Origin of the sequence: Bradyrhizobium canariense (assembly GCF_018130465.1) — a bacterium.
Taxonomy (GTDB): Bacteria; Pseudomonadota; Alphaproteobacteria; order Rhizobiales; family Xanthobacteraceae; genus Bradyrhizobium; species Bradyrhizobium canariense_C.
In genome coordinates this window covers 281,954-305,931 of sequence record NZ_JAFCKJ010000004.1, presented here as the reverse complement: position 1 = coordinate 305,931, position 23,978 = coordinate 281,954, and the positions used below count along the sequence as shown (strand labels likewise).

Genomic DNA, 23,978 nt, shown 5'->3' with positions numbered 1-23,978 from the left:
CGGACGGGAACCGCTGCATTCGCGAGGAATTCGCGTCCGGCTCGGGGGTTATCGCTTCAGCGTCAAGCAGGATCGGCTGTCCACGCGGGCCGCCTGCAGCACACATGCGTGGGGGAGGAAGATCATGTGGAATCAAGTCTATGACCCGTTGCACAGCCCTGTGCTGTCGACGATCGCGGCGGCAATCCCTGTCGTCACACTGCTGGTCCTGATCGCGAGCGGCCGCGTCCAGGCTCATATCGCGGCAGTCATCGCCGTGATCGTGGCCAATTTGATCACGATCTTCGTCTTCACCATGCCGGCGAACATGTCGATCCGCGCCTCGGTGCTGGGCATCGTCACCGGCTTCTTCCCGATTGGCTGGATCGTTCTCAACGTCATCTTCCTCTACCAGGTGACGGTAACCACCGGACGCTTCGAATTGCTCAAGCGCGCGGTCGGCGGCGTCACCGAGGACCGGCGGTTGCAATTGCTGCTGATCGCGTTCTCGTTCGGCGCCTTCTTCGAGGGCGCCTCGGGCTTCGGCACGCCGGTCGCGATCACGGGCGCCGTCCTGATCGGCCTCGGCTTCTCGCCGCTTGCAGCAAGCGGCCTGTCGCTGATCGCCAACACCGCGCCGGTCGCCTATGGCGCGCTGGGCACGCCGATCCAGGGCCTTGCCTCGGTCACCGGCCTCGACCCCTACATCCTGGGTGCGATGGTCGGACGGCAATTGCCGTTCTTCTCGCTGATCGTGCCGTTCTGGGTGGTGTGGGCGTTCGCGGGCTGGAAGGGCATGAAGGATGTCTGGCCGGCGATCCTCGTCACCGGCGTGTCATTCGCGATCCCGCAATTCGTGATCTCCAACTTCATCAATCCCTGGATCGTCGACATCGGGGCGTCGCTGATCTCGATGGGGGCGCTGATCCTGTTCCTGAAGGTCTGGCAGCCCAGGCAGCTCTGGCTGTCGCCGGCGCTGCGCGGCCGCGATGAATCCGCCGCCACCATGGCGGCGGCAAAACCGCTCGACAAGACACCGCTGACGCAGAGCGAGCTGTTCAGCGCGCTGCTGCCGTGGATCATCGTCTGTATCGTGATGCTGGTCTGGGGCAATGGTGGATTCAAGACCTGGGCGAACTCGATCTTCACCTGGAACTACCCCGTTCCCGAGCTGCATCAGATGATCAACAAGATGCCGCCGGTCGCGCCAGGGCCGACGAAAGAGAGCGCGGTGTTCGGCTTCACCTATCTCTCGTTCACCGGCACAGGCATGCTGATTGCCGCGATCATCTCCGGCTTCCTGATGGGCGTCGGGCCCGGCAAGCTCGTGCTCCAGTACGGCCGCACCATCCGGCTGTGCGCGATCTCGCTGATCACGATCTCGGCGATGCTCGCCATCGGCACGCTGACGCGGCTCTCCGGCGTCGACGCGACGCTCGGCCTCGCCTTCGCTGCAACCGGCGTGCTCTATCCCTTCTTCGGCACGCTGCTCGGCTGGCTCGGCGTGGCCCTGACGGGATCGGACACCGCCTCCAACGTGTTGTTCGGAAACCTGCAGAAGATCACCTCCGAGCAGCTCGGCCTGTCACCGATCCTGATGGGTGCGGCGAACTCGTCCGGCGGCGTGATGGGCAAGATGATCGATGCGCAATCCATCGTGGTCGCCTCGACAGCCACCAACTGGTACGGCCATGAGGGCACCATCCTGCGCTTCGTGTTCTGGCACTCGATCGTGCTGGCCTGCCTCGTCGGTGTGCTCGTGACGTTGCAGGCCTATGTCTATCCGTTCACGGCAATGGTCCTGAAGTAGCAGGCCACGCCCGGTTTCAACGCAAATCCCCGCGAGGTTGGTCCTCGCGGGGATTTTTGCGTCGCGCATGGGCGAACCTTCTCAACGGCGCCGCCATCTTATAGAAGGTGCCGCAAATCAGGTCGGTCGAGAGGTTTCATGGTTTGGCTCAAGCAGATGGTGTGTGCGGCGGTTGCAATGCTCGCGATGTCCACGCTCGCGCGTGCGGAGGACGGTTTTCCGTTCGGCACCGAGATGACGCTGGAGGCGCTGCCGCAGCCGGGCTCGAAGCGGATTCCGAACATCGAGATCGGCGACAATGGCGAGGTCGTGCTGGAGCTCTGGTGCAAGGGCGGCAAGGGCCAGTTCTCGGTCGCCGGCAACACCGTGATCTTCGTCCCCGGCCAGATCCAGGACCGCTCCTGCCCGCCGGCAAGGGCTCAGGCCGACGACGATCTCGTTGCAGCGCTCGGCAGCGTCGAGACCTGGAAGCGCCAGGGCGACGTGCTGACGCTCGTCGGCCCCAAGCCGCTGCGCTTTCGGGTGAACGGGAACTAGCCTGGCCATCGCTGTCATTCCCCGCCACCGGGTCTCGCCTTCGGGGAGCCCGATGACAGGCTCCGGCGGGGAATCCAGTACGCCGCGGCCTATCGATTCAACCACAGCCGTCTCGGAATACTGGATCGCCCGCCTTCGCGGGCGATGACTGAGAGCGGGTGTCTGCGCCTACTTCCACACCGACTTGTCGGCGTCCCAGCGCTGGCCCTTCAATTCCTTTGCGAGCGCCTCAACCGAGCCGTTGTCGTCGGGCTGATCGCCTTCCTCGTCGGCCGTCGCTTCGTCCGAGAGATTGAGCTTGGCGCCGCTGCTCTCGTCGGAGGTCGTGGTCGCGGGACTCCCGACCCAGAGCATGAGCTTGTCGGTCGTGCCGGGCTTGTCGGGCGAGACGAGACCCGCAACCTCGATCGTGTCGGTGAGCTCGAGCGCGGGAAAATCCTGGTTCGGCCGCTTGAACACCAGCTTGAGCTTGCCGGTCGCCGGGTTGAAGCTTTGCGAGACCGGCTTTGCCGCGAGCGTCCTGCTCAGCACGCCCGCCACCGCGGCCGCGAGCTTGTCGCGGTTGATCTTGTCGCCATCGCGCCAGTCGGCGGCGGGAATGCGGATGGTGCGGTCCATCTCGGTCATGCCCGCGGTCCAGCCCGCGGCGGTGACGCCGGGCATTGCCTTAAATTTCGCCAGCAGCGCGCCGGCGCGCTCCGGGTCGACCGACATGTTGATGGTCTGCTCGCCCGCGCGCAGCGCGTCGCAGCCGACGGTGAGACTCGCCAGCGTCACCTCGACGTCCTGGCCCTTCAGGCTCTTCAGGAACTCGGTCGCGGCATCCAGCTTGACCTTGACCGCGATCGCTTCCGGCGAGACGTCGGTGAAATCCTTCGGCTGCGGCGTGATGCCGTCGTCGGAGGTCTGGTTGTCCAGGAATTCCTTCTCGCTGAGATCGGAATTGTCGGGCGAGGTGACCTCGGTCACGGCCTGGCCAATGCTGATCTGGCCGCGGAATTCGAACGTGTCTCCGGCCTGTTTGCGCAGCAGCTTGACGGTGACGGGCGCCTTCGCGCCGAGGCTCTGCGTCGTACCCGTCAGGTTCTGGCCCGCCACCTGGAGATTGACGACGAAGCGGTCCTTGCGGTCGGAATTCTTCGCGACGGGATAACAGACGTCGAGCACGGCTGCGGTGACGGTCCTGCCCTGCCGCGTCTCCTTCAGGATCACGTCGGCATTGCCGTCCATCAGCCCGTCGATCGAGGTGAAATAGCGCGTCTCAGCGCCGCCGGGCGCCGTGGCCTTCGGCGACAGCTTCATCTGGGCAGAAGCGACCTCGGGCGAAACTGCAAGCAGAGCCGCCAACAAAACCGTCGGGCAAACCAGAAGCGCGCGCATCGACGAAATCCCCGGGCAATGGGGCATGATCCGGAAAAGTGCGAAGCGGTTTTCCGATAAGATCATGCCCAAACAATTCGAATCGGGCGTCACCGTAGTGGGTTTTGGCCGCCGGTTGAATTGGAAAGCACGGGCCATGATCGGCAAAAAAGAAGGCCGCCCGGAGGCGGCCTTCGCAACACTGTGGGCTGAGGATCGGCCTTAGAAGCCGCCCATGCCGCCGCCGCCGGCCGGCATCGCGGGCGCTTCCTTCTTCGGCGACTCGGCGACCATGGCCTCGGTGGTCACCAGCAGGCCGGCGATCGAGGCGGCGTCCTGGAGCGCGGTGCGCACCACCTTGGCGGGGTCGATGATGCCCTTCTCGACCATGTCGACATAGTCCTCGGTCTGGGCGTCGAAGCCGAAGGTCTCGGACTTGTTCTCCAGGATCCTGCCGACGACGATCGAGCCTTCCACGCCCGCGTTCTCGGAGATCTGGCGGATCGGGGCTTCCAGCGCCCTCAGCACGATGTTGATGCCGGCCTGGACGTCGGCATTGGCGTTGGTGAGACGGCCCACCGCCTTCTTGGCGCGGAGCAGCGCGACGCCGCCGCCGGGGACGATGCCTTCCTGCACCGCGGCGCGGGTGGCGTTGAGCGCGTCCTCGACGCGGTCCTTCTTCTCCTTGACCTCGATCTCGGTGGCGCCGCCGACGCGGATCACCGCGACGCCGCCTGCGAGCTTGGCGAGGCGCTCCTGGAGCTTCTCACGGTCGTAATCCGAGGTGGTCTCCTCGATCTGGGCCTTGATCTGGCCGACGCGGGCCTCGATCTCCGGCTTCTTGCCGGCGCCCTTGACGATCGTGGTGTTCTCCTTGTCGATCACCACCTTGCCCGCGCGCCCAAGCATCTTCACCGTGACGTTCTCGAGCTTCATGCCGAGGTCTTCGGAGATCAGCTGGCCGCCGGTGAGGATCGCGAGGTCCTCGAGCATGGCCTTGCGGCGGTCGCCGAAGCCCGGCGCCTTGACGGCGGCGACCTTCAGGCCGCCACGGAGGCGGTTGACGACCAGGGTGGCCAGCGCCTCGCCCTCGACGTCCTCGGCGATGATGACTAGCGGCTTGCCCGACTGCACCACGGCTTCCAGCACCGGCAGCATGGCCTGCAGGCCGGACAGCTTCTTCTCGTGCAGGAGGATGTAGGCGTCCTCGAGCTCGGCGGTCATCTTCTCGGGGTTGGTGACGAAGTAGGGCGACAGATAGCCGCGGTCGAACTTCATGCCCTCGACGATGTCCACCTCGGTGTCGAGCGACTTGTTTTCCTCGACGGTGATGACGCCCTCGTTGCCGACCTTCTGCATCGCCTGCGCGATCATCTTGCCGATCGCGGCATCGCCGTTGGCCGAGATGGTGCCGACCTGGGCGACCTCGGAGGAGGCGGCGACCGGCTTGGCACGCTTCTGGATGTCCTTGACGACGGCTGCAACCGCGATGTCGATGCCGCGCTTGAGGTCCATCGGGTTCATGCCGGCGGCAACCGATTTGGCGCCTTCGCGCACGATGGCCTGGGCCAGCACGGTCGCGGTGGTGGTGCCGTCGCCGGCGAGGTCGTTGGTCTTGGAGGCGACCTCCCGGACCATCTGGGCGCCCATGTTCTCGAACTTGTCCTCGAGCTCGATCTCCTTGGCGACGGTGACGCCGTCCTTGGTGATGCGGGGCGCACCGAACGACTTCTCGATGAGTACGTTACGACCCTTCGGGCCGAGTGTCACCTTGACGGCATTGGCGAGAATGTCGACGCCGCGCAGCATGCGATCGCGCGCGTCTCCGGAAAACTTGACGTCTTTGGCAGCCATGTTCTGCAATTCCTCTTGTTTCGTGATGTGTCTGCCGCCCGGTCCGTCGCATCATGTCCGGGGGTCCGAAGTCGAACCCGGCGGAACGATGGATGCCCGGATCGCGCGACCCGGGCATGACATTCAGCGGCTGTTCAGGCTGATGGCCTTAGGCCATTACGCCCATGATGTCCGACTCCTTCATGATCAGGAGCTCTTCGTTGTCGATCTTGACCTCGGTGCCCGACCACTTGCCGAACAGCACGCGGTCGCCGACCTTGAGGTCGATCGGGATCAGCTTGCCGGCCTCGTCGCGACCGCCGGGGCCGACGGCGACGACTTCGCCCTGGGACGGCTTTTCCTTGGCGGTGTCCGGAATGATGATGCCGCCCCTGGTCTTTTCCTCGGCGTCGATACGTTTGACCACGACACGGTCATGCAGCGGACGAAATTTGGATTTAGCCATGACGTTTCCCTTTGGAGGCTCGCTTCGGAAGTAGTGGAAGTGGGTGGGGCGGCGCTTCCGTCCACCCTCTTGCCAAGGATCGAACGGTGCGCTTAGCAATCGGTCTTTCCGAGTGCTAATAGTGAGCCCGGGAATATGGCTTGGCCGCGATCCTGTCAAGCAAAGGTGGTTAAGCGATTGGTGAGACGGATATAGGATGGTGACATTGGAAACTTGTTCGGGGCGCCGGCGTATAAATGGACGTCATTGCTCCGGCGGCGGTTTTGCGCTTGGCTGCAAAAGGGGTGCGGCCATGGTTTTGTCCGGGGGAATGCCATGATCAGTTCAGCTCACGCGCGCACGGTCGCCAATCTGGCGGCGGCCTCTTGCTTGGCGCTGCTGCTTGGCGCTTGCGGCGGCGGCATGAGCCTGCCGTCCTTCTCTTCGTCCTCACCGCCCCCCGAGGCCGAGCCCGGCACCGGTCCGGAAATGCCCGCCTCGATCCGCGCCGACGAGATCGTCGGGCGCTGGGGCCTCGCCTCGTTCCAGAACCCGGCCGACCGCGCCCGCACCGAGGCGGCTGCCCGGGCCCAATGTAAAAATCCTTACGTGATCACCGCCGGCTCCTCCGGCGGCGTGATCATGCATCTGGCGGACCAGGCAACACCGCAGGAACTGCGGCTGAAGGGTTCGCCCAGCGGCAAGAACTATATCGGGCCGGCGGGTCCGACGCCCGGCGAGCAGGACCGCGAGATCGTCTCCTTCGACGGCCGCGTCCTCATCACCCGCTTCATCGACAAGGACGCCGCCACCCGCTACGGCAACATGGTCTACGTCCGCTGCGCGCCGAGGGCGTGAATTTCTCTCTTCCGTCATGCCCCGCGAAGGCGGGGCATCCAGTACGCCGCGGCTTCTCGGCTCAATCATTGCCGTCTCTGGAATACTGGATCGTCCGCCTGCGCGGACGATGACAGCGGGGGACGATAGAAAACAAAAACGCCGGCTTGCGCCGGCGTTTTGTTTTTCAGAGTGTCGCGTTCGCTCAGTCGAACAGCGCGTCGATGTCGTCCTGCGAGGCGTGGCCGATGTCGCCGGCGAGCTTCGGGCCGTTGAGAAGCTTGTCGTCGTCGCTGCGGGTGTCGACCTGCGGCACGACGTGGGACTTGATCGCGTCGACGCCGCCCCAGATCTCCATCATGGAGTTGATGTGCTGCTCGATGAACTTCATCGTGGTCATGACCTTGCTGATGCGCTGGCCGGTCAGGTCCTGGAAGTTGCAGGCTTCGAAGATCGAAATGACGCGTTCCTGGATATCGTCGGCGAGCCGCTTCTGCTGATCGGCCGATTGCACCTTGGACATAGCGCTGGCCGCCTGGTCGATCGACTCGGCGGCTTCGAGGATCTGCTGGGTGGCCTGTTCGGTGCCGCCGACGACCGCGCCGAGCTCGCCGTTGACCTTGGCCATTTCGCCGCCGTCGAAGCTCTTGCCGTGCAGCGTCGCGATCTCGCGCTTGGTACGGTCGATGGCGTCGTGGATGAGGTCGAGCTCGACCTTCAGCTTCTCGCACTGCTCGATCTGCGCCCGATAAGTATCGAGCATGGTCCGAGCTTCGGAGAGCTCGTGGGCGGTGGAGGCATCGATCGCCGCCATGGCAGCGCTGCCGGACAAGGGTACAGCGCCCTTCGCCATCTGTGCACGGATCGCGCGCAGCTCGGCCATAATCTCGCTATGCATTGGCGCAGCCTCCTCAATCATTTCGGGGCTGGGCATCTCGCCGACAATAGCCTCTTCGACACGAAAACGTTTGCGGTGAATAGCCATCAGGAACTCCCCCCACCTCACTCACGCGTCTTTGTAGACAGAAGCGATTTAACACGAAGTTCACAGCCGGAACTGTCGTGCGGCCGCGTGCGACGGCGCGCAAACGGCCGATTAACCATGCGTTTGCGGCATTCATCGAAAATAAACGCTGATCGGCAAATTGCACCGCTGCCGACGACGTGGTGAATCGAAACGCCGTTTCCGTTTACCAAACAAAACGGCTTTTGCTCTTTATTGACCACGTCGCGGGTGCGGATCAGCCATCAGCTCACCACGACCCATGTGATCTAGACGAAACAGTACAGAGTACGTCGATGTTCAAGAAAATGTCTGTCGCGCTGCTTGGCAGCGCTTGCACCTTCATTGCCGGCGCCAACAGCGCCAGCGCCTTCGACAATAGCGTGCCGAACGATCCGCCCGCGGTGCTCTACCAGCCGCAGGTGCCGCCTGCCCCGGTGCGCGTCGCCTCCAGTTCGAACATGGGCGGCGGCTTCATCGAGTTCATGTTCGGCGACGGGCCCGGTCGCGGTCCGGCCTACGCTCCGCAGCAGCCGATGTATCAGCAGCAGCCCGGTTATTATGACCAGCGCCGCCTGCCGCCGATGGGCGAGCCGCAGATGCAGGGCGCAGGTCTCCAGCAGGAGGCGGTCGATCCGCGGCAGCGTCAGTTCGACCCGAGATTCGAGAAACAACTCGTTGACTATAGCGGCAACGAAAGCGCCGGCACGATCGTGGTCGATACGCCGAACAAGTTCCTCTATCTCGTCGAGGGCAACGGCCGCGCGATGCGCTACGGCATTGGCGTCGGGCGTCCCGGCTTCACCTGGTCCGGCGTGAAGTCGATCACGGCCAAGCGCGAATGGCCGGACTGGACGCCGCCGGCCGAAATGATCGCGCGTCGCCCCGACCTGCCCAGGCATATGGAAGGCGGCCCGGAAAATCCGCTCGGTGCGCGCGCGATGTATCTCGGCTCGACGCTCTACCGTATCCACGGCTCCAATGAGCCCTGGACCATCGGCACCAACGTCTCCTCGGGCTGCATCCGCATGCGCAACGAGGACGTCATCGACCTCTACGGCCGCGTCAATGTCGGCACCCGGGTCGTGGTGATGTGAGGCTCCGAGCTTCGAAATGAAAACGGCCGCCCCATGGGCGGCCGCTTTTGTTTGGCGCAAGGAGCAGCCTCAGGCGTAGTCGCTGCCGCCGTCGTCATTGCCGAAATCGCTGTCGTCGGCGAGATCGACATTGTCGTCGCCGTTGTCGTTCTGATCGGTGTCATTCCGATCGTCGTTCGACGCCTGATCTGCGAAGCTCTGGCGCGAGTCGCCGCTGTCGCGGTTGGAGCCGATATCGTTGAGGCCGGCATCGCGCGAAAGCGAGCCACCGGACTGGTCGCTGCCGCTCCATGGGCTGCCGCTGCGGTCACCCAAGGCGTTGGTGTCGCCAAAAGCCTGGTGCGATCCGCCGCCCATCATGCCGCGGATGCTGGAGAGCAGCAGCGAGCCGCCGACGACGCCGGCCGCAGCCGCCGCTGCCGTGCCCAGGAACGAGCCGCCGCCCCCGCCCATCGGCGGAGCGCCATAACCTTGTCCCTGGCCCTGGCCGGGAGCCTGCCCGTAAGGCGGCTGGCCATAGCCCGGCTGTGCCTGCGGCATCGCCTGACCGGTGTTCCAGACCGGCCGTGAGTCACGCGGCGGCACGTTCGGAACCGAGCCGCGCGACGGGCCCCCACCGAACAGCGTGTCGCGCATGGTGTCCAGGAAACCGCCGGACTGCGCCTGCTCGGGCGCCTGCCCCGCCTCCAGTTCCTGGATGCGGGCATGGGCGCGCTTCAGCGCTTCGTCCTGCAACAGCACGGTCTGCACCAGCGCATAGATCGCGCCGGGCGCCTTGCGCAGGCCGTCGGAGATCGCGGCGATCGCGTCGGGATCGCGCGGTGCGTTTTCCAGTTTCGAAAGCCGGTCGAAAAGGTCGTCGACAAGCTGGCGTTCCTGCGGCGTCATGATCAGTCTCCCTCGCGCAAAACAAGCGCGAGGGAGATGTAGGGTTCCATTGTGGCCCCAACAGTGCCGGCAGGATTAAATTTCGGTATGCGACAAGCTGCCTCGCAAGGGCTGTTTTACCGCAAGGCCTGCTTTCTCGCACGACCCGCTTCCGTCGGTTTCACCCCAGCGTGACGCCGCTATCCGCCAGCAGGCGCGCGAAGGCATTGCCGGCGAGATACTCGTGCTCGCGTTCGCGGACATCCGTCATTGGGTCGAGCCCGGAGAGGACGTCGTCGACGAAGCCGGGATGGCACATGATGAGGCCGCCATCCGGCAGGCCCTCGAGGAATTGCCGCATCAACGCACCGAAATCGGCCGCTTGCGTGAAATCATAGGCGCCGGCGAAGCCGGGATTGAAGCTCAGGCCCGCGCTGCCGGCACGGCGGCGGAATTGCGCGCTGAGGATGTCGAGCACCATGGCTTTCGGTGAGGCCAGCCGCTGTATCAGCGGCAGGTCGCGGCCGCCCTGGCGCACCCAGGCGTTCGGCGCGCCTTCGCTCACCGCATCGACAAAGCCGTCGCGCACCTGCGGGTAGAGCTGCACATGCTGATGGCCGTCGACGAAGTCAGGCGCGCGCCCGAACCCTTTCGCGAAGGCCGCCAGCTGCGCCTTGACCTCGTTGCGAAAGAATTCGCGGTCGAGCCTTCGCGCAAGGCCCGCGCGCAGCAGTTTCGGAAACGGGAGAAACATGTCGCCGTCGAGCGGGCGGAAATGCATGGTGAGCGGCCGGAACGGTGCCGACAATGTCACGTGCAATCCGATCGCGCAGCGCGGGCTCGTTTTCGCTGCCGTCTGGAGCGCCTCGATCTCGCTGCGCTCGATCGCAGGTCCCACCATCATCACCGAGGTGGCGTTGAGACGGCCGCGTTCGATCAGGTCGCGGATGGCACGATTGACGCCCGGGCTGATGCCGTAATCGTCGGCGCAGAGCCAGATCCGCCGCGGCGGCGCGGCCGCGCTCATTCGGCCGCCGTCCGCTTCGAGGCGTCCTGGCTTGAAGCGTCCTGGGCCTTGTCGGTCTCGAAATGCTTTTCACTGTGCTCGGCGACGAAGTAGATCGGGCGCGCCTTCAGCTCGGAGAGGATCTTGCCGATATATTCGCCGACGATGCCGATCATGATGAGCTGCACGCCGCCGATCGTCATCAGGCCGATCACGAGCGAGGGATAGCCGGGCACCTGCTTGCCGGTGGTCAAGACCTCCCAGAGGATCGACAGACCGAACAGGAAGGCGCCACCGGCGAGGATCACGCCGAGCAGGCTGGCGAAGCGTAGCGGCGCCACCGAGAACGAGGTCACGCCTTCGATCGAAAGACCAAGCAGGCGCGCGGCGCTGAAGGTTGTCACGCCATGGGTGCGCGGCGCGGGCTCGTAATCGACGCGGATCTGGCGGAAGCCGATCCAGCTCGCGAGGCCTTTGAAGAAGCGGTTGCGCTCCGGCAGCTGCCTGAGTGCCGCCACCGCGCGCGGCGAAAGCAGGCGGAAGTCGCCGGCGTCTTCGGGGATCTTCTGGCGCGCGCCCCAATTGATCAGGGCGTAGAAGCCCCGTCCGGCGAGCCGCCGCAGGAAGGGCTCGTTGTCGCGATGCGCCTTGGCGGTATAGACGACGTCGTAGCCGTCCTCGATCCAGTGCCGCACCAGTTGCTCGACCAGCGACGGCGGATGCTGGCCGTCGCCGTCCATGAACAGCACCGCGCCGAGCCGGGCATGGTCGAGGCCGGCCATCAGCGCGGCCTCCTTGCCGAAATTGCGCGACAGCGACACCACCTGGACGTCGACCGCGTCGGCCGGCAGTGAGCGGGCGATCGACAGCGTCGCGTCCGCGCTGCCGTCGTCGACATAGACGACCTCGCAAGGCAGGCGATAGCGCTGCCGCAAGGTCTTTGCGAGATCGCAGATGCGCTGGTGCAAGGCGGCGAGGCCCGCCGCTTCGTTGTAGACGGGGACGACAATCGACAGTCCCTTCGCGGCGGCGCTTGCCGCGGCGGTCGTCATGCCGGAAACGTCAGAGCCCAGCGTCATCGATCAAGGTTCCAGAGGCGTTCAAGGTCATCTCAACAGCATATGGTAGCTGCCGTTTGCTGTCGCTACGCTGAACGGACCTGAGGCTCACTGCCGCAGGAACGCCTCGAGCCTGGCGAACAGCGGGTTCTCCCGGTCGAACACGTAATCCAGCGAAACCACCGAGACGGTCTCGGCGCCATGCCCGCGCAGGAAGCTCGCGAGTGCATAGAGCTGGCCCGGCGGGCAGTGCAGCGTGAGCATGCCCGACGAGGTCGGCCCGCCGAACGGGGCTTCGACGCCGAAGCGCTCGTGGGCCTCAGCGAGCATGGCCGCGTCGCACTGGCGGAAGCGGGTGCGGACTTCGCGGTATTTGTTGGCCCGCGCCCGCGCCGCGATGTGGTCGAGGATGATTCGCGCGGTCTCCCGCGCCTGCGGCGACCAATCGGCGTCCCTTGAGGCGACCAGATTGGCCTGGCTGCGCAGGATCACGCCGTCGTCGAGCACCCGCAATCCGTTGGCGGCGAGCGTCGCGCCGGTCGTGGTGATGTCGACGATCAACTCGGCGCTGCCGGCGGCCGGCGCGCCTTCGGTCGCGCCTGTGCTTTCGACGATGCGGTAATCGGTGATGCCCTGGCTCTGGAAGAAGGCGCGGGTGAGGTTGATGAACTTGGTCGCGACCCGCATCCGCATGTGATGCTGCTCGCGGAAGCCGGTGGTGACGTCGTCGAGGTCGGCCATGGTGCGGACGTCGATCCACGCCTGCGGCACCGCGACGACGACGTCGGCATAGCCGAAGCCGAGGCCTTCGATCAGGGAGACGCGCTTGTCGGCGTCCGCGATGGTCTCGCGCACCAGATCTTCTCCGGTGACGCCGAGATGTGCCGAGCCGCGGGACAGCTGCGAGGCGATCTCGCTCGCCGAGAGATAGGCGACCTCGACATTGTCGAGGCCTGCGAGCGTGCCGCGATAGTCGCGTGCGCCGCCCGCCTTCGACAGCTTTAGCCCGGCGCGGGCGAAGAAGGCCTCGGTGTTTTCCTGAAGGCGGCCCTTGGAGGGAACGGCCAGAACGAATGGCGCGCTCATGACTTAAGCTCCCACCTTGCGGCCGATCCGGGTCAGCGCATCCACCCAGACCGAGAAACCGACCGCGGCGATCGGCTCGGCCGATCCAAGCTGGGTCATCAGCCCGTCATAGCGGCCGCCGGCAACCAGCGGCTCGGCGCCGTTGCCCCTATGATGCAGCTCGAATTCGAAGCCGGTGTAGTAGTCGAGCCCGCGCCCGAACGCGGTCGAGAAACGGGTCTGCTTCACGTCGATACCGCGCGCCGCCATGAAGCCGACCCGGCTTTCGAACTGGTCGATGGCGGCAGCGAGGTCGAGCTTCGCGTCGGTGGTGAGCGCGCGCAGCTCGGCGACGGCATCGTCCGGATTGCCGGATATCCCGAGGAAGCGCTTGAGCACGGCGATCGCCTCGCGCGGCAGTGCGCCGCCTTTCAGCGTCGACTGCTCGAGGAAGCGGTCGGCGATCTCGGCCGTGGTGCGGCCGCCGACATTGGTGGTGCCGGCGATCGACATCAGATCGGTGACGAAAGCGAGTGCCGCCTTGCGGTCGGAGCCGGCGAGCGCCGCGAGCACGCCCTCATATTCGCTGCGGGTTGCGGTGGTCGCGGCTGCCAGCCGCTCCAGATCCTGCTCCAGGCTGATCTTGCGGTTGAAATCCTTGACCAGGCGGCGGCGCCAGACCGGATAGAGGTCGAGCGCGTCGAGCAGTGCGTTGAACAGCGCCACGTCGCCGGTGCGGATCTCGACGTCGCGGACGCCGAATGCGGCGGTTGCCTCCAGCGCCAGCGCCAGCATCTCGGCATCGGCCGCGGCGCGGTCCTGGCGGCCGAACGATTCGATGCCGGCCTGCAGGAATTCACTGGTCTGGCCGCTGCGGTAGCGGAACACCGGACCGAGATAACTGAACCCGGCCGGCTGGCCGGCACGGCCAGAGGCGAGGTAATCGCGGGCCACCGGAATGGTCAGGTCCGGGCGCAGGCAGAGCTCCTCGCCGGAGAGGTCCGTGGTCAGGTACAGGCTCTTGCGGATGTCCTCGCCGGAGAGGTCCAGGAACGGTTCGGCCGGTTGCAGGATGGCGGGCTCGGCCCTGACATAGCCGGCCTGCGCGAACGACAACAGCAGCGTATCCGCCCAGGCGGCGGAGCCGGCAGCATTTGAGGTGGCAGTCGCGGTCATCTCGGGGGTCCATCGTCCCGGTGGAACCGGGCAGGGCAAGCAAGGAAGCGAATTGCCGCAGGCCTTAGCATGGCCGGAAAGCGGTTTCGACCTCCAAAGGATCAATCGCTTAACGGTCGGCCAACACCGGCATCAAGCCGTCTTGCCACCCCAATCGCCCAGCACTGCCTGCACCAGCGCCAGCGCGGCCACGGCGGCCGTGTCGGCCCGCATGATCCGGGGTCCCAGCGCCAGCCGCAGAATTTTCGGCTGCCGCAGCAGCAGCGCCCGCTCTTCCTCGGCAAAGCCGCCTTCGGGGCCGATCAGCACGTCGATGCCTTCCGCCGCGCGTGCGCCTTGCAGGCTCTGAATGGGGTTTTCGAGCTCCGCCGCCTCGTCGCAGAAAATGAGCAGCCTGCCGGCGGCGCGCTGGCTGAGGAAACGCTCCAGCGGCGCCGGCTCGGCAACGGTGGCGATGCTGAGAATGCCGCATTGCTCGGCCGCCTCGACGACATTGGCGCGCATCCGCTCGGTATTGACCCGGGAGGCCTGGGTGAACCGGGTCAGCACCGGCTGAAGCGTGCCGGCCCCCATCTCGATGGCCTTCTGCACCATGTAGTCGAGCCGGGCATGCTTGAGCGGGGCGAAGACGTAGGCGAGGTCGGGCAGTCGGTCCTGCGGCCGGGTCTGCTGAAGGATAACGAGGCCGTCCGGCCGCTTGCGGCCTTCAATGGCGGCCTGCCATTCGCCGTCGCGGCCGTTGAACGCCAACACCTCGGCCCCGGCGGCGAGCCGCAGCACATTGCCGAGATAATTGCTCTGGTCGCGGTCGAGCTCGACCCTGCCGTCCTGGGCGAGGGGGGCATCGACGAACAGGCGGGGGCCGCGGAAATCGTGGGAGGGCATCGTTCAAAGGTCCAATTTGGCGCCGTTCTTAACCGAAAGCGGTACTTTCGGGGTAAATATTGCCAAGTTGGTGCGTCGGCGCGCCGCGCTCTTGCCCTATTCAACGGGTTGTTAAGGGCCGGCGGGAATCGTAAAATCGCGAGCACGCTGGTTGCGCTTCAATTGGGAAGACGCCGAACCCCGCAAGCTCCTGCCGGAGAGACTGCCTTGATGATCCGTCATTTGATGGTTCCGATCACTGCCGCCATGGTCATGATGGGCGCCGCGGGCGCCTATGCGCAGGGTTTCCCCGCGCCGCTGCCCGGCCAGGCCCCAACCAGTTCCGCGTTCCCGCCAGTGAATGGCGCCGCGCCAGTCGCTTCTGTCGGCGGCGCGCCGCAATCGTCCTTCCCCGTGAACGGCGCCGCGCCCGTCGGTGGCGCCGGCGCTTTCAGCGCGGCTCCGCCCACGCAAGGCGGTCCCGGCGAGGACTGCATGAAGGCCTTCATGCCTCTGCGCGAGGATGCCGAGAAGCGCGGCAAGCTGATCAAGGCCGCGAGCGACCGTCATGCCCCGCCGGACGAGGCCTGCAAGCTGATCCGCAACTTCAGCCAGGCTGAGACCAAGATGATCAAGTACATCGAGGTCAACGCCTCGAAGTGCGGGATTCCGGCGCAGGTCGGCGCTCAGATGAAGGACGGCCACAAGAACACCGAGGCGATGGCGGCGAAGGTCTGCAACGTTGCGCAGCAGATGCAGAACCAGCCGCGCGGTCCGGCCGGTCCGTCGCTGAGCGAAGTGCTGGGTTCGGGCTCGGCGCCCGAGGCCAATGCCGGCAAGAAGGGCGGCAGCACCTTCGACACACTCAACGGCAACGTCCTGACCCGATGAGCGACACATCCGCCCGCGTTGCCGATTCCACCGGCAACTGGGTCGATACGCGCGCGCCGCAATGGGCGCGGCCGTATCTGCGGCTGTCGCGCTTCGATCGTCCGATCGGCTCCTGGCTCCTGTTGATGCCGTGCTGGTGGTCGGCGGCGCTCGCCGCCGGCATGGCGCATGACGTTCGCGGCCTGCCGCTCACCATCGTCCTGTTCTTCATCGGCGCCTTCGTCATGCGGGGGGCAGGCTGTACCTGGAACGACTTCACCGACCGGGACCTCGACGACAAGGTCGAGCGCACCCGCTCGCGGCCGCTGCCGTCGGGCCAGGTGAGCGCGAAGCAGGCGCTGGCCTTCATGGTCGCGCAGGCGCTGATCGGGCTCGTGGTGTTGCTGCAGTTCAACCGCTTCGCGATCCTGACCGGCATTGCCTCGCTGCTGATCGTCGCGATCTACCCGTTCATGAAGCGCATCACCTGGTGGCCGCAGATCGTGCTCGGGCTTGCGTTCTCCTGGGGCGCGCTGATGGGATTTGCCGTCACCTTCGGGCGCATCGACGTCACGGCGCTCGTGCTCTATGCCGGCGCGATTTCCTGGGTGATCGGCTACGACACGATCTACGCGCATCAGGACGCCGAGGACGACGCGCTGATCGGCATCAAGTCCACCGCGCGCCTGTTCGGCGCGCATACGCACCAGGCGCTGATCCTGTTCTACGGCCTCGCGGTTATGCTGATCGGCGTGGCGCTGGCGTCAGGCGACGCACGCTGGCCGGCCTGGCTCGGACTTGCGGCCTTCGCCGTGCATCTGGCCTCGCAGATCGCGCGGCTGAATATCGGCGACGGCGAGCTCTGCAAGCGCCTGTTCTATTCGAACCGCGACGCGGGATTGCTGCTGTTTGCGGGTTTGCTGGCCGACGCGGTGATGCGGGCGGCTTAACTCCGCGCGATGATCTCGCGCTCATCGCGATGCACCGACAATTCCCGTGCGACGCCGGTGCGGCGGCGCATCAGAAATTTCGGACGGCGGTCGCGGATCGCGTTGGCGCGGCGACGGCGCGGCGCGGGCTTGCGCGCGCCTTCGTCGAGCTGCGGAAGCGCGAACAGCTCGCTCCAGATCGCCCAGGCCTCAACGAGTTCGTCTCCATCGGCGCTGACCAGCAGCGGAACGGAGAGCGAGGGATCGCGATGCACGAGGACGAGGGTCTGGGCCTCGTCGTTGCCGCGCAGCGCGACGCCGGTGAAGTCGCTGACGCGGACGTTGATCGCCATCCGCATGCCGCGGACGGCACGGCGCAGCACGACACGTTCGCGATGAAGCTCGATCTGCCGGACATATCCGTCGGCGCGCGGATCATGCGCATCGAAGCGGACCGGAAGGGAAAGGGGGTCGAGCCGCAGGGAGCGGCTCGACCCGGCGGGAGTGATCCCGCTTGTTGCTGTTTGACGCCTCACGGCTTTAGTTCTCCCCGCCGGGATTATGTTCCCGGTCGATGCGAGGACCTTAGCGCGAGCCTTTCCGAAACCGCTTAAAAAGGCTGGTTAATCCAACCTCACCGCCGCGCATGATTGACAAGACCTTGGCACGCATGATTGACGAGACGTTGCGCCCAAGGTGCGAATCTGAGCTTTTGGTGGGCTGAAAATGCTTGAAGTCCGCGCTATCAGGGCACATCTGTGGGTTCCGGTCCCGCAGCTCGCCCCAACAGGATTTCGTTTGTGAACCCTTCACCAAGCTCGACGCTTTCGCCCAAGGATTCGTCCGCAGCCAGCCGCGACCTGTTCGACCAGTCTGCGCTCTCCGATCTCGCGCAGCGGCTGGTGGAGGCTGCCAGGCGCGCCGGCGCGGATGCGGCCGATGCGGTCGCGGTGCGTGGCGTCTCGCAAGGCGTCGAGGTGCGCGACGGCCGCGTCGAGGAATCCGAGCGGTCCGAGGGCGACGATGTCGGCCTGCGCGTGCTGGTCGGCCGGCGCCAGGCGGTGGTCTCGACCAACGACGCCAGCGGTGATGCCGTGACCAAGCTTGCCGAGCGTGCGGTTGCGATGGCGCGCGTCGCGCCCGACGACAAATATGTCGGCCTTGCCGATCCCGCACTGCTCGCGCGCGACTTCCCCAATCTCGATCTGCTCGACCCCGACGTGCCCGCGACCTCGGAACTCGAGCGCCGCGCGCTCGAAGCCGAGGCTGCGGCGCTCGGTGTGAAGGGCGTGGCCAAATCCGGCGGCGCCTCGGCCTCCGCCGGCATGGGCGGAATGGTGCTCGTCACCTCGACCGGCTTCCACGGCTCTTACCTCCGTTCCAGCCAGGGCATCTCGGCGACCGCGATCGTCGGTGAAGGCACCGGCATGGAACGCGACTACGACTTCACGTCGGCGCCGCATGGTGTTGACCTCTTGTCGCCAGAGATCGTCGGCCGTTCCGCCGGCGAGCGCACCGTGGCGCGCGCCAATCCGCGCAAGGTCGAGACCTGCAAGGTACCCGTGGTGTTCGATCCGCGCGTCGCGGGCTCGCTGGTCGGTCACGTCGTCGGCGCCATCAATGGCGCTTCGATCGCGCGCAAGACCAGCTTCCTGAAGGACAAGCTCGGCCAGCAGCTGTTCGCCAAGAACATCCGCATCATCGATGATCCCCTGCGCAAACGCGGCCTGCGCTCGCAGACGTTTGACGCCGAAGGCGTTGCGGTGAAGAAGATCGCGCTGATCGACGAAGGCGTGCTGACGACCTGGCTGCTCGATTGCGCCACGGCGCGTGAGCTCGGGCTCACCACCACCGGTCACGCCCATCGCGGCGTCTCCTCCTCGCCGTCGCCCGGGCCGTATAATCTGCATCTTGAACCCGGCACGCCGACGCCGGCCGAGCTGATCTCCGACATCAAGCAGGGGTTCTACGTCACCGATTTGATCGGCTCGGGCGTCAACGGCGTCACCGGCGATTACAGCCGTGGCGCGTCCGGCTTCTGGATCGAGAACGGCGAACTCACTTATCCCGTGAGCGAGGTGACGATCGCCGGCCATCTGTTCGAGATTTTCAAGTCGATGCAGCCGGCGAACAATCTCGAGTTCCGCTACGGCGTCAATGCGCCGACGGTGCGCATCGAGGGTTTGACGCTTGGCGGACGTTGACGCGAACTCGACTGGCGAGACCATCCCGGCGCGCGACGCGGCGCTGCTGCAAGACACGGTGCGGGAGGCGGGCGCACTCGCGCAGTCGATGTTCCGCACCGAGCTGAAGAAGTGGACCAAGGGCGCGTCCTCGCCGGTCTCGGAAGCCGACATTGCCGTCAACGATCTCCTGGAAGCGCGCCTGCGCGCAGCGACGCCCGACTATGGCTGGCTGTCGGAGGAGAGCGCCGACGACGAGGTGCGGCTGTCGCGGCGGCTGACCTGGATCGTCGATCCCATCGACGGCACCCGCAACTACCTCAATGGCCATTACGAATGGTGCGTCAGCGTCGCGCTGGTCGAGGATGCCTCGCCCGTCCTCGCCGCGGTGTTCGCACCGACGAGCGATGAGTTCTTCTTCGCCGCCCGCGGCCAGGGCACGACCCTCAACGACGTGCCGGTGCGGGCGACGGCTGGATCCGAACTCGACTTCTCGCGTGTCGCGGGTCCGAAGCCCCTGGTTGAGCGCCTGAAGCCGTCACTGGGCGAGATCAAGCTGCATCCGCGAATCGGTTCGCTCGCGCTGCGGCTGTGCCGGGTCGCCCATGGTGCGCTGGATGCGGCTTTTGCGGGCGGCAACAGTCATGATTGGGACCTTGCGGCGGCCGATTTGATCGTGCAGGAAGCGGATGGTAGGATGAGCGACCTCTCCGGAGATCCCATCCACTATAACCGCCGGGAAGTCACGCACGGGGTGCTAGTGGCAGCTGGTCGCGATCGTCATGCGAGCATTGTCACGCATTTTCGAACCCGCCCCTTGCCGTGAAGTGCTTTCTCGTGCTTGTCGAACACTGCTTTGCCGGGCAGCCCGTTAGGAACAGAACCGATGCCAGATAGTGCCCCGCAACAACTGCTCCACCTCGTCGTCGGCGGCGAGCTCGTCGATCTCGAGCACAACACCTTCAAGAACCTCGACGACGTCGAGATCGTCGGCCTTTACCCGAACTATGCGACCGCGCACGCCGCCTGGCGGGCCAAGGCGCAGAGCACGGTCGACAACGCGCAGATGCGCTATTTCATCGTCCATCTCCATCGGCTGCTCGACCCGAATCAAGAACCGGCGCGTTGAAAAAGCTGCTTCGCAATACGCTGAGGAGCAGCTTCGTCCAGCGTGCCGTCGGAATACTGGCGGCCGAATATCTGCGTCTGGTCTGGCGGACCAACAAATTCACGTTCGATCCGCCTGACGTCTATGACCGCGTCGAGCCGCAGATCCCGGCGATCTTCGCGTTTTGGCACGGCCAGCATTTCCTCACCCCCTTCATCAAGAACAAGGACTGGTACAAGGCCAGGGTCCTGATCTCCCGTCACCGCGACGGCGAGTTCAACGCGATTGCCGCCGAGCGGCTCGGCATCGGCACCATCCGCGGGTCCGGCGACCACGGCGGCGCGTTTCACCGCAAAGGCGGGGTCGGTGCCTTCAAGGAAATGGTGCGGACGCTCCAGGACGGTTGTAATGTCGCGCTGACCGCCGATGTCCCCAAGCGCTCGCGCGTGGCCGGGCTCGGCATCATCATGCTGGCACGGGAATCGGGGCGGCCGATCATGCCTTTTGCGATGGCGACCAGCCGCTTCGTCCGGCTCAAGAACTGGGACCGCACCACCATCAACCTGCCGTTCGGGCGGGGCGCATTGGTCGGCATCAAGGAAATCCACGTTCCGCCGGATGCGGACGCCGCCACCATGGAAGCGCTGCGGCTCGAGCTGGAAGAGACCTTGAACGAGGCGACCCGCCGCGCCTATGCGCAGCTCGGCCGCCCGGGACCTGAAGATGCCTAAATCGCCGCCCGGCTCGCTGCCGATCACGCTGCGGATGTATCGGCGCCTGGCCCGCGGCCTGGTGCCGCTCGCGCCTGCGCTGATCAAGCGGCGTCTGAAACAGGGCAAGGAAGATCCCGCGCGTGTCGGCGAACGGCGGGGCCTGTCCCGGGACGTACGGCCGCACGGTCCGCTGGTCTGGATTCACGGTGCCAGCGTCGGCGAGGTCCTCGCCGCGGCGGCACTGATCGAGCGCTTGCGCGATCTGAACCTGCGCATTCTGCTCACCTCGGGCACCGTCACTTCGGCTGCTATTGTCGCTAAACGCTTTCCGCCCGACGTCATCCATCAATACGTGCCGTACGATTCCCCGCGTTATGTCGCGCGCTTCCTCGACCATTGGAAGCCGTCGCTGGCGCTGTTCATCGAATCCGACCTCTGGCCGAACCTGATCCTGGCGGGCGCTGCGCGCCGCGTGCCGATGGTGCTGATCAACGGGCGGATGTCGCCGCGCTCCTTCCCGCGCTGGCGCCGCATGCGCGGCACCATCTCGGCGCTGCTGTCGCGGTTCGATATTTGTCTGGCGCAGTCGAAGACCGATGCCGAGCGCTTCTCGACGCTCGGCGGCCGCGACGTCGTCACCACGGGCAATCTCAAGCTCGACGTGCCGGCGCCGCCGGCCGATCCCGCCAAGCTCGAACGGCTCATGGCGATGACGCGCGGGCGTCCGATCATCGTCGCGGCCTCGACCCATCCGGGCGAGGAGGAGATGCTGGTGGCGGCGCATCGCAGCCTCGCCGGTTTCTTCCCGCAGCTCCTGACCGTGATCGTGCCGCGCCATCCGGATCGCGGCTCCTCGATCACGGGCCTGGTCACGGCGTCCGGCCTGAAGCCGGCCCTGCGCTCGCGCGACGAGTTGCCGACGGCGATCACCGACGTTTATGTCGCCGACACCATGGGCGAGCTCGGACTGTTCTACCGCCTCTCGGAAATCGTGTTCATGGGCGGATCGCTGATCCATCATGGCGGCCAGAATCCGATCGAAGCGATCAAGCTCGGCGCTGCCATCGTCCATGGTCCGCACGTCTTCAATTTCGCCGATGTCTACGAGGCGCTCGATCACAGCGGCGGCGCGCGCCAGGCCGACACGCAGGAGCTGCTGATCAAGCAACTCGGGCAGTTGCTCGCCGATCCTGCCGTGCGCGACAAGATGCAGCGGTCGGGCGCAGGCGTGGTCGAGGATCTCGGCGGTGCACTCAACCGCACCATGACCGCGCTCGAGCCCTATCTGCTGCAGTTGCGGATCGAAATGGGGGCCGCCAATGCGTGAGCCGGCCTTCTGGTACCGGCCGCGTTCCCCAGAGTCCCAAATCCTCCGTCCCCTGGGCGCGCTCTATGGCGCGATCACGGCACGCCGCATGGCGCTCGAGGGTTTCGACGCCGGCATCCCCGTGATCTGCGTCGGCAACTACCATGTCGGCGGCGCCGGCAAGACGCCGACCGTGCTGGCGCTGACGAAGCTCCTGCGCGAGCTCGGCGAGACGCCGGTGGTGCTCAGCCGCGGCTATGGCGGCAGCCTCAAGGGCCCGGTGATGGTCGATCGTGAACGCCATACCGCAGCCGACGTCGGCGACGAGCCATTGATGATGGCGCGCGACGTTCCTGTGACAGTCGCGCGTGATCGCCTCGAAGGCGTCGCGCTCGCCAAATCGCAAGGCGCGTCCGTGATCCTGATGGATGACGGTTTCCAGAACCCGCGTCTCTTGAAGGACGCTTCGCTGATCGTGATCGACAGCGAGCGCGGTCTCGGCAATGGCAAGGTGTTTCCGGCAGGTCCCCTGCGTGCGCCGCTGAAGGCGCAGCTCGCGCGCACCGACGCGCTGGTCTTGATCGGCGGCGGCCGCGCCGCCAACGATGTCGCCTCCGAGCTTGCCAAGCGCAACAAGCCGGAGCTGCGCGCGCGGCTGAAACCCGAAGCCGAGTCGGTCGCAAGACTGCTCGGCAAGCCGGTGTTCGCGTTCGCCGGCATCGGCGATCCCGAGCGGTTCTTCCGCAGCTTGCGCGCTGGCGGTATCGAGGTCGCGCGCACGCGCTCTTTCGCCGATCATCACATGTTTTCAAACGACGAGATCGCAGCCCTCGCCGCGGAGGCGCGGCGCGAGCAGCAAACGCTGGTGACGACGGAAAAGGATCTCGCACGCCTGCACGGCCGCGAAGGCGTGCCAGATGGCATCGTGCCTTTCGCGGTCCAGCTCGAGTTCGACGACCCGGCAAAGCTGCGGCAACTGATCAGCGATCATCTCTACAAGGCGCGCGAGCGGCGGTTTTCAAGCCGCTGAATCCCACTGTCGTCCTGGCGAATGCCTGGAGAACTCAGGGGACCCGTTACCACCGAATTTAGTTTTGCGATTCGCTGTGGCTCCGGCTTTGCCTCACATGCACGGGCGGGGTAATGGGCCCTGGCTTTCGCCAGGGCGACGAGGATATTCAGGCGCCATTCATCGCAAGCTCCTATCGTTTTCAGACGCTCAGGAGAACACGATGAAGTTGCCGTCTGCCGCCGTTGCCGCCAGCCTTGTGTGTCTGATCATTGCGCCCGTGTTTGCGCAAACGACGCCGCCGGCGGCTTCCACCGCCACAGTGCCGGTGCCCGCGACCAAGCGCGTCACGTGTCTTTCCACGACGGCAAGCCTGAAGGGACAGGACAAGCGCGACCAGATGCAGCTCTGCATGGCGCAGGCGCGGCTCGATTGCCTGAAGCAGGCGATCGATCAGAAGGTCGTCGGCGAGACCAGGAAGAGTTTCATAAAAACCTGCGTGGGCGCGGATGGCGCGGAGCAGCAATAGAACCGCGGCCTCACGCTTGCGGCTTGGGCGCGCCGGGGTAATGCCGCTCGAGCACGGCGGCGGGCGTGGCGTAGGCTTCCTGCAGGTCCACGCTCCAGTATTTCAACTCGTCGAGCGGGATGCGCGTATCGGTGATCGCGCAGCGCACGAAGGTCCCCGGCGAGATCACGCGGAAATCGCCGTCGAGATACTGCACCTGCGCTTCGCCATGGCCAGAGGGGCCGAACTTGTTCAGCACGGTCGAAAGTCTCCGTGGAAGGCCTCTCCGGGATCACATTGGAGGGGCACGATGTGTTGGACGGGATGTAGCATAAATAGGGTGGCTTGTCCGCCCGGTAAACCCACCGGTTTGTGATGTTTTGGCGGCGTTTCCGCGTGATAGTGCATGAACGAAG

26 protein-coding genes are annotated in these 23,978 nt (G+C 65.7%); 14 read left to right on the top strand and 12 right to left on the bottom strand.

Translation table 11 applies throughout. The annotated features are described in order from the left end of the window. Positions 1–124 precede the first annotated feature (124 nt). The gene (locus tag JQ591_RS14800; RefSeq protein ID WP_211396732.1) at positions 125–1,789 is read left to right on the top strand and encodes an L-lactate permease; all 1,665 of its coding nucleotides are present in this window, start codon (positions 125–127) and stop codon (positions 1,787–1,789) included. A 138-nt stretch (positions 1,790–1,927) separates the two neighbouring features. Continuing rightward, complete coding sequence (locus JQ591_RS14795) at positions 1,928–2,326, top strand: META domain-containing protein (protein WP_211396731.1); 399 nt, start codon at positions 1,928–1,930, stop codon at positions 2,324–2,326. 168 nt (positions 2,327–2,494) lie between these two features. On the opposite strand, the gene JQ591_RS14790 is transcribed toward JQ591_RS14795, so the two are convergent. Next, positions 2,495–3,706, bottom strand: coding sequence for a hypothetical protein (locus JQ591_RS14790; protein ID WP_211396730.1), 1,212 nt, complete (start codon positions 3,704–3,706; stop codon positions 2,495–2,497). On the opposite strand from JQ591_RS14790, the gene JQ591_RS14785 reads away from it, so the two are divergent. Continuing rightward, positions 3,606–3,911, top strand: a complete 306-nt coding sequence (locus JQ591_RS14785) for a hypothetical protein (protein WP_211396912.1) — start codon at positions 3,606–3,608, stop codon at positions 3,909–3,911. The genes JQ591_RS14790 and JQ591_RS14785 overlap by 101 nt on opposite strands. Here JQ591_RS14785 and groL read toward each other — a convergent pair. Both groL and JQ591_RS14775 read right to left on the bottom strand, forming a co-directional pair. Further along, positions 3,908–5,539 (bottom strand): chaperonin GroEL, encoded by a 1,632-nt coding sequence (gene groL / locus JQ591_RS14780; protein WP_211396729.1) that lies wholly within the window; start codon positions 5,537–5,539, stop codon positions 3,908–3,910. The genes JQ591_RS14785 and groL overlap by 4 nt on opposite strands. A 148-nt stretch (positions 5,540–5,687) precedes the next feature. Beyond that, the gene (locus tag JQ591_RS14775) at positions 5,688–5,984 is read right to left on the bottom strand and encodes a co-chaperone GroES (protein ID WP_211396728.1); all 297 of its coding nucleotides are present in this window, start codon (positions 5,982–5,984) and stop codon (positions 5,688–5,690) included. A gap of 315 nt (positions 5,985–6,299) precedes the next feature. Between JQ591_RS14775 and JQ591_RS14770 the strand changes: the two genes are divergently transcribed. Continuing rightward, complete coding sequence (locus JQ591_RS14770) at positions 6,300–6,821, top strand: hypothetical protein (protein WP_007596953.1); 522 nt, start codon at positions 6,300–6,302, stop codon at positions 6,819–6,821. A 184-nt stretch (positions 6,822–7,005) separates the two neighbouring features. Here the strand turns inward: JQ591_RS14770 and JQ591_RS14765 are convergent, their stop codons facing one another. Beyond that, a complete protein-coding gene (locus tag JQ591_RS14765; RefSeq protein WP_211396727.1) occupies positions 7,006–7,785 on the bottom strand; it encodes a protein phosphatase CheZ in 780 nt (259 codons plus the stop codon). Positions 7,786–8,099: 314 nt separating this feature from the next. On the opposite strand from JQ591_RS14765, the gene JQ591_RS14760 reads away from it, so the two are divergent. Continuing rightward, positions 8,100–8,900, top strand: a complete 801-nt coding sequence (locus tag JQ591_RS14760; RefSeq protein ID WP_211396726.1) for a L,D-transpeptidase — start codon at positions 8,100–8,102, stop codon at positions 8,898–8,900. A gap of 69 nt (positions 8,901–8,969) precedes the next feature. Here the strand turns inward: JQ591_RS14760 and JQ591_RS14755 are convergent, their stop codons facing one another. The 6 genes from JQ591_RS14755 to JQ591_RS14730 form a co-directional block, all read right to left on the bottom strand. Continuing rightward, positions 8,970–9,788, bottom strand: coding sequence for a DUF2076 domain-containing protein (locus JQ591_RS14755; RefSeq protein WP_211396725.1), 819 nt, complete (start codon positions 9,786–9,788; stop codon positions 8,970–8,972). A gap of 160 nt (positions 9,789–9,948) precedes the next feature. Next, the gene (locus tag JQ591_RS14750) at positions 9,949–10,794 is read right to left on the bottom strand and encodes a ChbG/HpnK family deacetylase (RefSeq protein WP_211396724.1); all 846 of its coding nucleotides are present in this window, start codon (positions 10,792–10,794) and stop codon (positions 9,949–9,951) included. Next, a complete protein-coding gene (locus tag JQ591_RS14745; protein WP_211396723.1) occupies positions 10,791–11,852 on the bottom strand; it encodes a glycosyltransferase family 2 protein in 1,062 nt (353 codons plus the stop codon). Before JQ591_RS14745 ends, JQ591_RS14750 begins: the two co-directional genes overlap by 4 nt. An 87-nt stretch (positions 11,853–11,939) precedes the next feature. Next, positions 11,940–12,917, bottom strand: coding sequence for an ATP phosphoribosyltransferase (gene hisG, locus JQ591_RS14740; protein ID WP_211396722.1), 978 nt, complete (start codon positions 12,915–12,917; stop codon positions 11,940–11,942). A gap of 3 nt (positions 12,918–12,920) precedes the next feature. Further along, positions 12,921–14,072: an ATP phosphoribosyltransferase regulatory subunit gene (locus JQ591_RS14735; protein ID WP_211396719.1), complete on the bottom strand. Its 1,152-nt coding sequence runs from the start codon at positions 14,070–14,072 to the stop codon at positions 12,921–12,923. Positions 14,073–14,204: 132 nt separating this feature from the next. After that, entirely contained in the window at positions 14,205–14,957 is a 753-nt protein-coding gene (locus tag JQ591_RS14730; RefSeq protein WP_211396718.1) for a 16S rRNA (uracil(1498)-N(3))-methyltransferase, read from the bottom strand. A 210-nt stretch (positions 14,958–15,167) separates the two neighbouring features. On the opposite strand from JQ591_RS14730, the gene JQ591_RS14725 reads away from it, so the two are divergent. Then, a complete protein-coding gene (locus tag JQ591_RS14725; RefSeq protein ID WP_211396717.1) occupies positions 15,168–15,827 on the top strand; it encodes a hypothetical protein in 660 nt (219 codons plus the stop codon). Next, a complete protein-coding gene (gene ubiA, locus JQ591_RS14720) occupies positions 15,824–16,756 on the top strand; it encodes a 4-hydroxybenzoate octaprenyltransferase (RefSeq protein WP_211396716.1) in 933 nt (310 codons plus the stop codon). Before JQ591_RS14725 ends, ubiA begins: the two co-directional genes overlap by 4 nt. Here ubiA and JQ591_RS14715 read toward each other — a convergent pair. Further along, positions 16,753–17,271: a DUF6101 family protein gene (locus JQ591_RS14715; protein WP_211396715.1), complete on the bottom strand. Its 519-nt coding sequence runs from the start codon at positions 17,269–17,271 to the stop codon at positions 16,753–16,755. The genes ubiA and JQ591_RS14715 overlap by 4 nt on opposite strands. A gap of 264 nt (positions 17,272–17,535) precedes the next feature. Between JQ591_RS14715 and JQ591_RS14710 the strand changes: the two genes are divergently transcribed. The 7 genes from JQ591_RS14710 to JQ591_RS14680 all read left to right on the top strand — a co-directional run bounded on the left by JQ591_RS14710 (position 17,536) and on the right by JQ591_RS14680 (position 23,583). After that, the gene (locus JQ591_RS14710) at positions 17,536–18,939 is read left to right on the top strand and encodes a TldD/PmbA family protein (protein ID WP_211396714.1); all 1,404 of its coding nucleotides are present in this window, start codon (positions 17,536–17,538) and stop codon (positions 18,937–18,939) included. Beyond that, complete coding sequence (locus JQ591_RS14705) at positions 18,926–19,744, top strand: inositol monophosphatase family protein (protein WP_211396713.1); 819 nt, start codon at positions 18,926–18,928, stop codon at positions 19,742–19,744. Before JQ591_RS14710 ends, JQ591_RS14705 begins: the two co-directional genes overlap by 14 nt. Before the next feature lie 60 nt (positions 19,745–19,804). Next, positions 19,805–20,047, top strand: coding sequence for a DUF4170 domain-containing protein (locus tag JQ591_RS14700; protein ID WP_007596929.1), 243 nt, complete (start codon positions 19,805–19,807; stop codon positions 20,045–20,047). Beyond that, positions 20,044–20,757 carry a lysophospholipid acyltransferase family protein gene (locus JQ591_RS14695; RefSeq protein WP_211396712.1) on the top strand — a complete coding sequence of 238 codons (714 nt, stop codon included), beginning with the start codon at positions 20,044–20,046 and terminating at the stop codon, positions 20,755–20,757. Before JQ591_RS14700 ends, JQ591_RS14695 begins: the two co-directional genes overlap by 4 nt. Further along, complete coding sequence (locus tag JQ591_RS14690; RefSeq protein ID WP_211396711.1) at positions 20,720–22,066, top strand: 3-deoxy-D-manno-octulosonic acid transferase; 1,347 nt, start codon at positions 20,720–20,722, stop codon at positions 22,064–22,066. Before JQ591_RS14695 ends, JQ591_RS14690 begins: the two co-directional genes overlap by 38 nt. After that, the gene (gene lpxK, locus JQ591_RS14685) at positions 22,059–23,075 is read left to right on the top strand and encodes a tetraacyldisaccharide 4'-kinase (RefSeq protein WP_211396710.1); all 1,017 of its coding nucleotides are present in this window, start codon (positions 22,059–22,061) and stop codon (positions 23,073–23,075) included. The genes JQ591_RS14690 and lpxK overlap by 8 nt, the downstream gene beginning before the upstream one ends. Before the next feature lie 202 nt (positions 23,076–23,277). Further along, positions 23,278–23,583 (top strand): hypothetical protein, encoded by a 306-nt coding sequence (locus JQ591_RS14680; protein ID WP_211396709.1) that lies wholly within the window; start codon positions 23,278–23,280, stop codon positions 23,581–23,583. Positions 23,584–23,593: 10 nt separating this feature from the next. Here the strand turns inward: JQ591_RS14680 and JQ591_RS14675 are convergent, their stop codons facing one another. Next, on the bottom strand, positions 23,594–23,821 hold the full coding sequence (locus tag JQ591_RS14675) for a DUF2093 domain-containing protein (protein ID WP_007596922.1): 228 nt from the start codon (positions 23,819–23,821) through the stop codon (positions 23,594–23,596). Positions 23,822–23,978: the final 157 nt, after the last annotated feature.

Bases quoted from the DNA above. Each gene is read 5' to 3' on its own strand.
- JQ591_RS14800 (WP_211396732.1), top strand. From the start codon at position 125: ATGTGGAATCAAGTCTATGACCCGTTGCACAGCCCTGTGCTGTCGACG.
- JQ591_RS14795 (WP_211396731.1), top strand. From the start codon at position 1,928: ATGGTTTGGCTCAAGCAGATGGTGTGTGCGGCGGTTGCAATGCTCGCG.
- JQ591_RS14790 (WP_211396730.1), bottom strand. From the start codon at position 3,706: ATGCGCGCGCTTCTGGTTTGCCCGACGGTTTTGTTGGCGGCTCTGCTT.
- groL (WP_211396729.1), bottom strand. From the start codon at position 5,539: ATGGCTGCCAAAGACGTCAAGTTTTCCGGAGACGCGCGCGATCGCATG.
- JQ591_RS14775 (WP_211396728.1), bottom strand. From the start codon at position 5,984: ATGGCTAAATCCAAATTTCGTCCGCTGCATGACCGTGTCGTGGTCAAA.
- JQ591_RS14770 (WP_007596953.1), top strand. From the start codon at position 6,300: ATGATCAGTTCAGCTCACGCGCGCACGGTCGCCAATCTGGCGGCGGCC.
- JQ591_RS14765 (WP_211396727.1), bottom strand. From the start codon at position 7,785: ATGGCTATTCACCGCAAACGTTTTCGTGTCGAAGAGGCTATTGTCGGC.
- JQ591_RS14760 (WP_211396726.1), top strand. From the start codon at position 8,100: ATGTTCAAGAAAATGTCTGTCGCGCTGCTTGGCAGCGCTTGCACCTTC.
- JQ591_RS14755 (WP_211396725.1), bottom strand. From the start codon at position 9,788: ATGACGCCGCAGGAACGCCAGCTTGTCGACGACCTTTTCGACCGGCTT.
- JQ591_RS14750 (WP_211396724.1), bottom strand. From the start codon at position 10,794: ATGAGCGCGGCCGCGCCGCCGCGGCGGATCTGGCTCTGCGCCGACGAT.
- JQ591_RS14745 (WP_211396723.1), bottom strand. From the start codon at position 11,852: ATGACGCTGGGCTCTGACGTTTCCGGCATGACGACCGCCGCGGCAAGC.
- hisG (WP_211396722.1), bottom strand. From the start codon at position 12,917: ATGAGCGCGCCATTCGTTCTGGCCGTTCCCTCCAAGGGCCGCCTTCAG.
- JQ591_RS14735 (WP_211396719.1), bottom strand. From the start codon at position 14,072: ATGACCGCGACTGCCACCTCAAATGCTGCCGGCTCCGCCGCCTGGGCG.
- JQ591_RS14730 (WP_211396718.1), bottom strand. From the start codon at position 14,957: ATGCCCTCCCACGATTTCCGCGGCCCCCGCCTGTTCGTCGATGCCCCC.
- JQ591_RS14725 (WP_211396717.1), top strand. From the start codon at position 15,168: ATGATCCGTCATTTGATGGTTCCGATCACTGCCGCCATGGTCATGATG.
- ubiA (WP_211396716.1), top strand. From the start codon at position 15,824: ATGAGCGACACATCCGCCCGCGTTGCCGATTCCACCGGCAACTGGGTC.
- JQ591_RS14700 (WP_007596929.1), top strand. From the start codon at position 19,805: ATGCCAGATAGTGCCCCGCAACAACTGCTCCACCTCGTCGTCGGCGGC.
- JQ591_RS14690 (WP_211396711.1), top strand. From the start codon at position 20,720: ATGCGCAGCTCGGCCGCCCGGGACCTGAAGATGCCTAAATCGCCGCCC.
- lpxK (WP_211396710.1), top strand. From the start codon at position 22,059: ATGCGTGAGCCGGCCTTCTGGTACCGGCCGCGTTCCCCAGAGTCCCAA.
- JQ591_RS14680 (WP_211396709.1), top strand. From the start codon at position 23,278: ATGAAGTTGCCGTCTGCCGCCGTTGCCGCCAGCCTTGTGTGTCTGATC.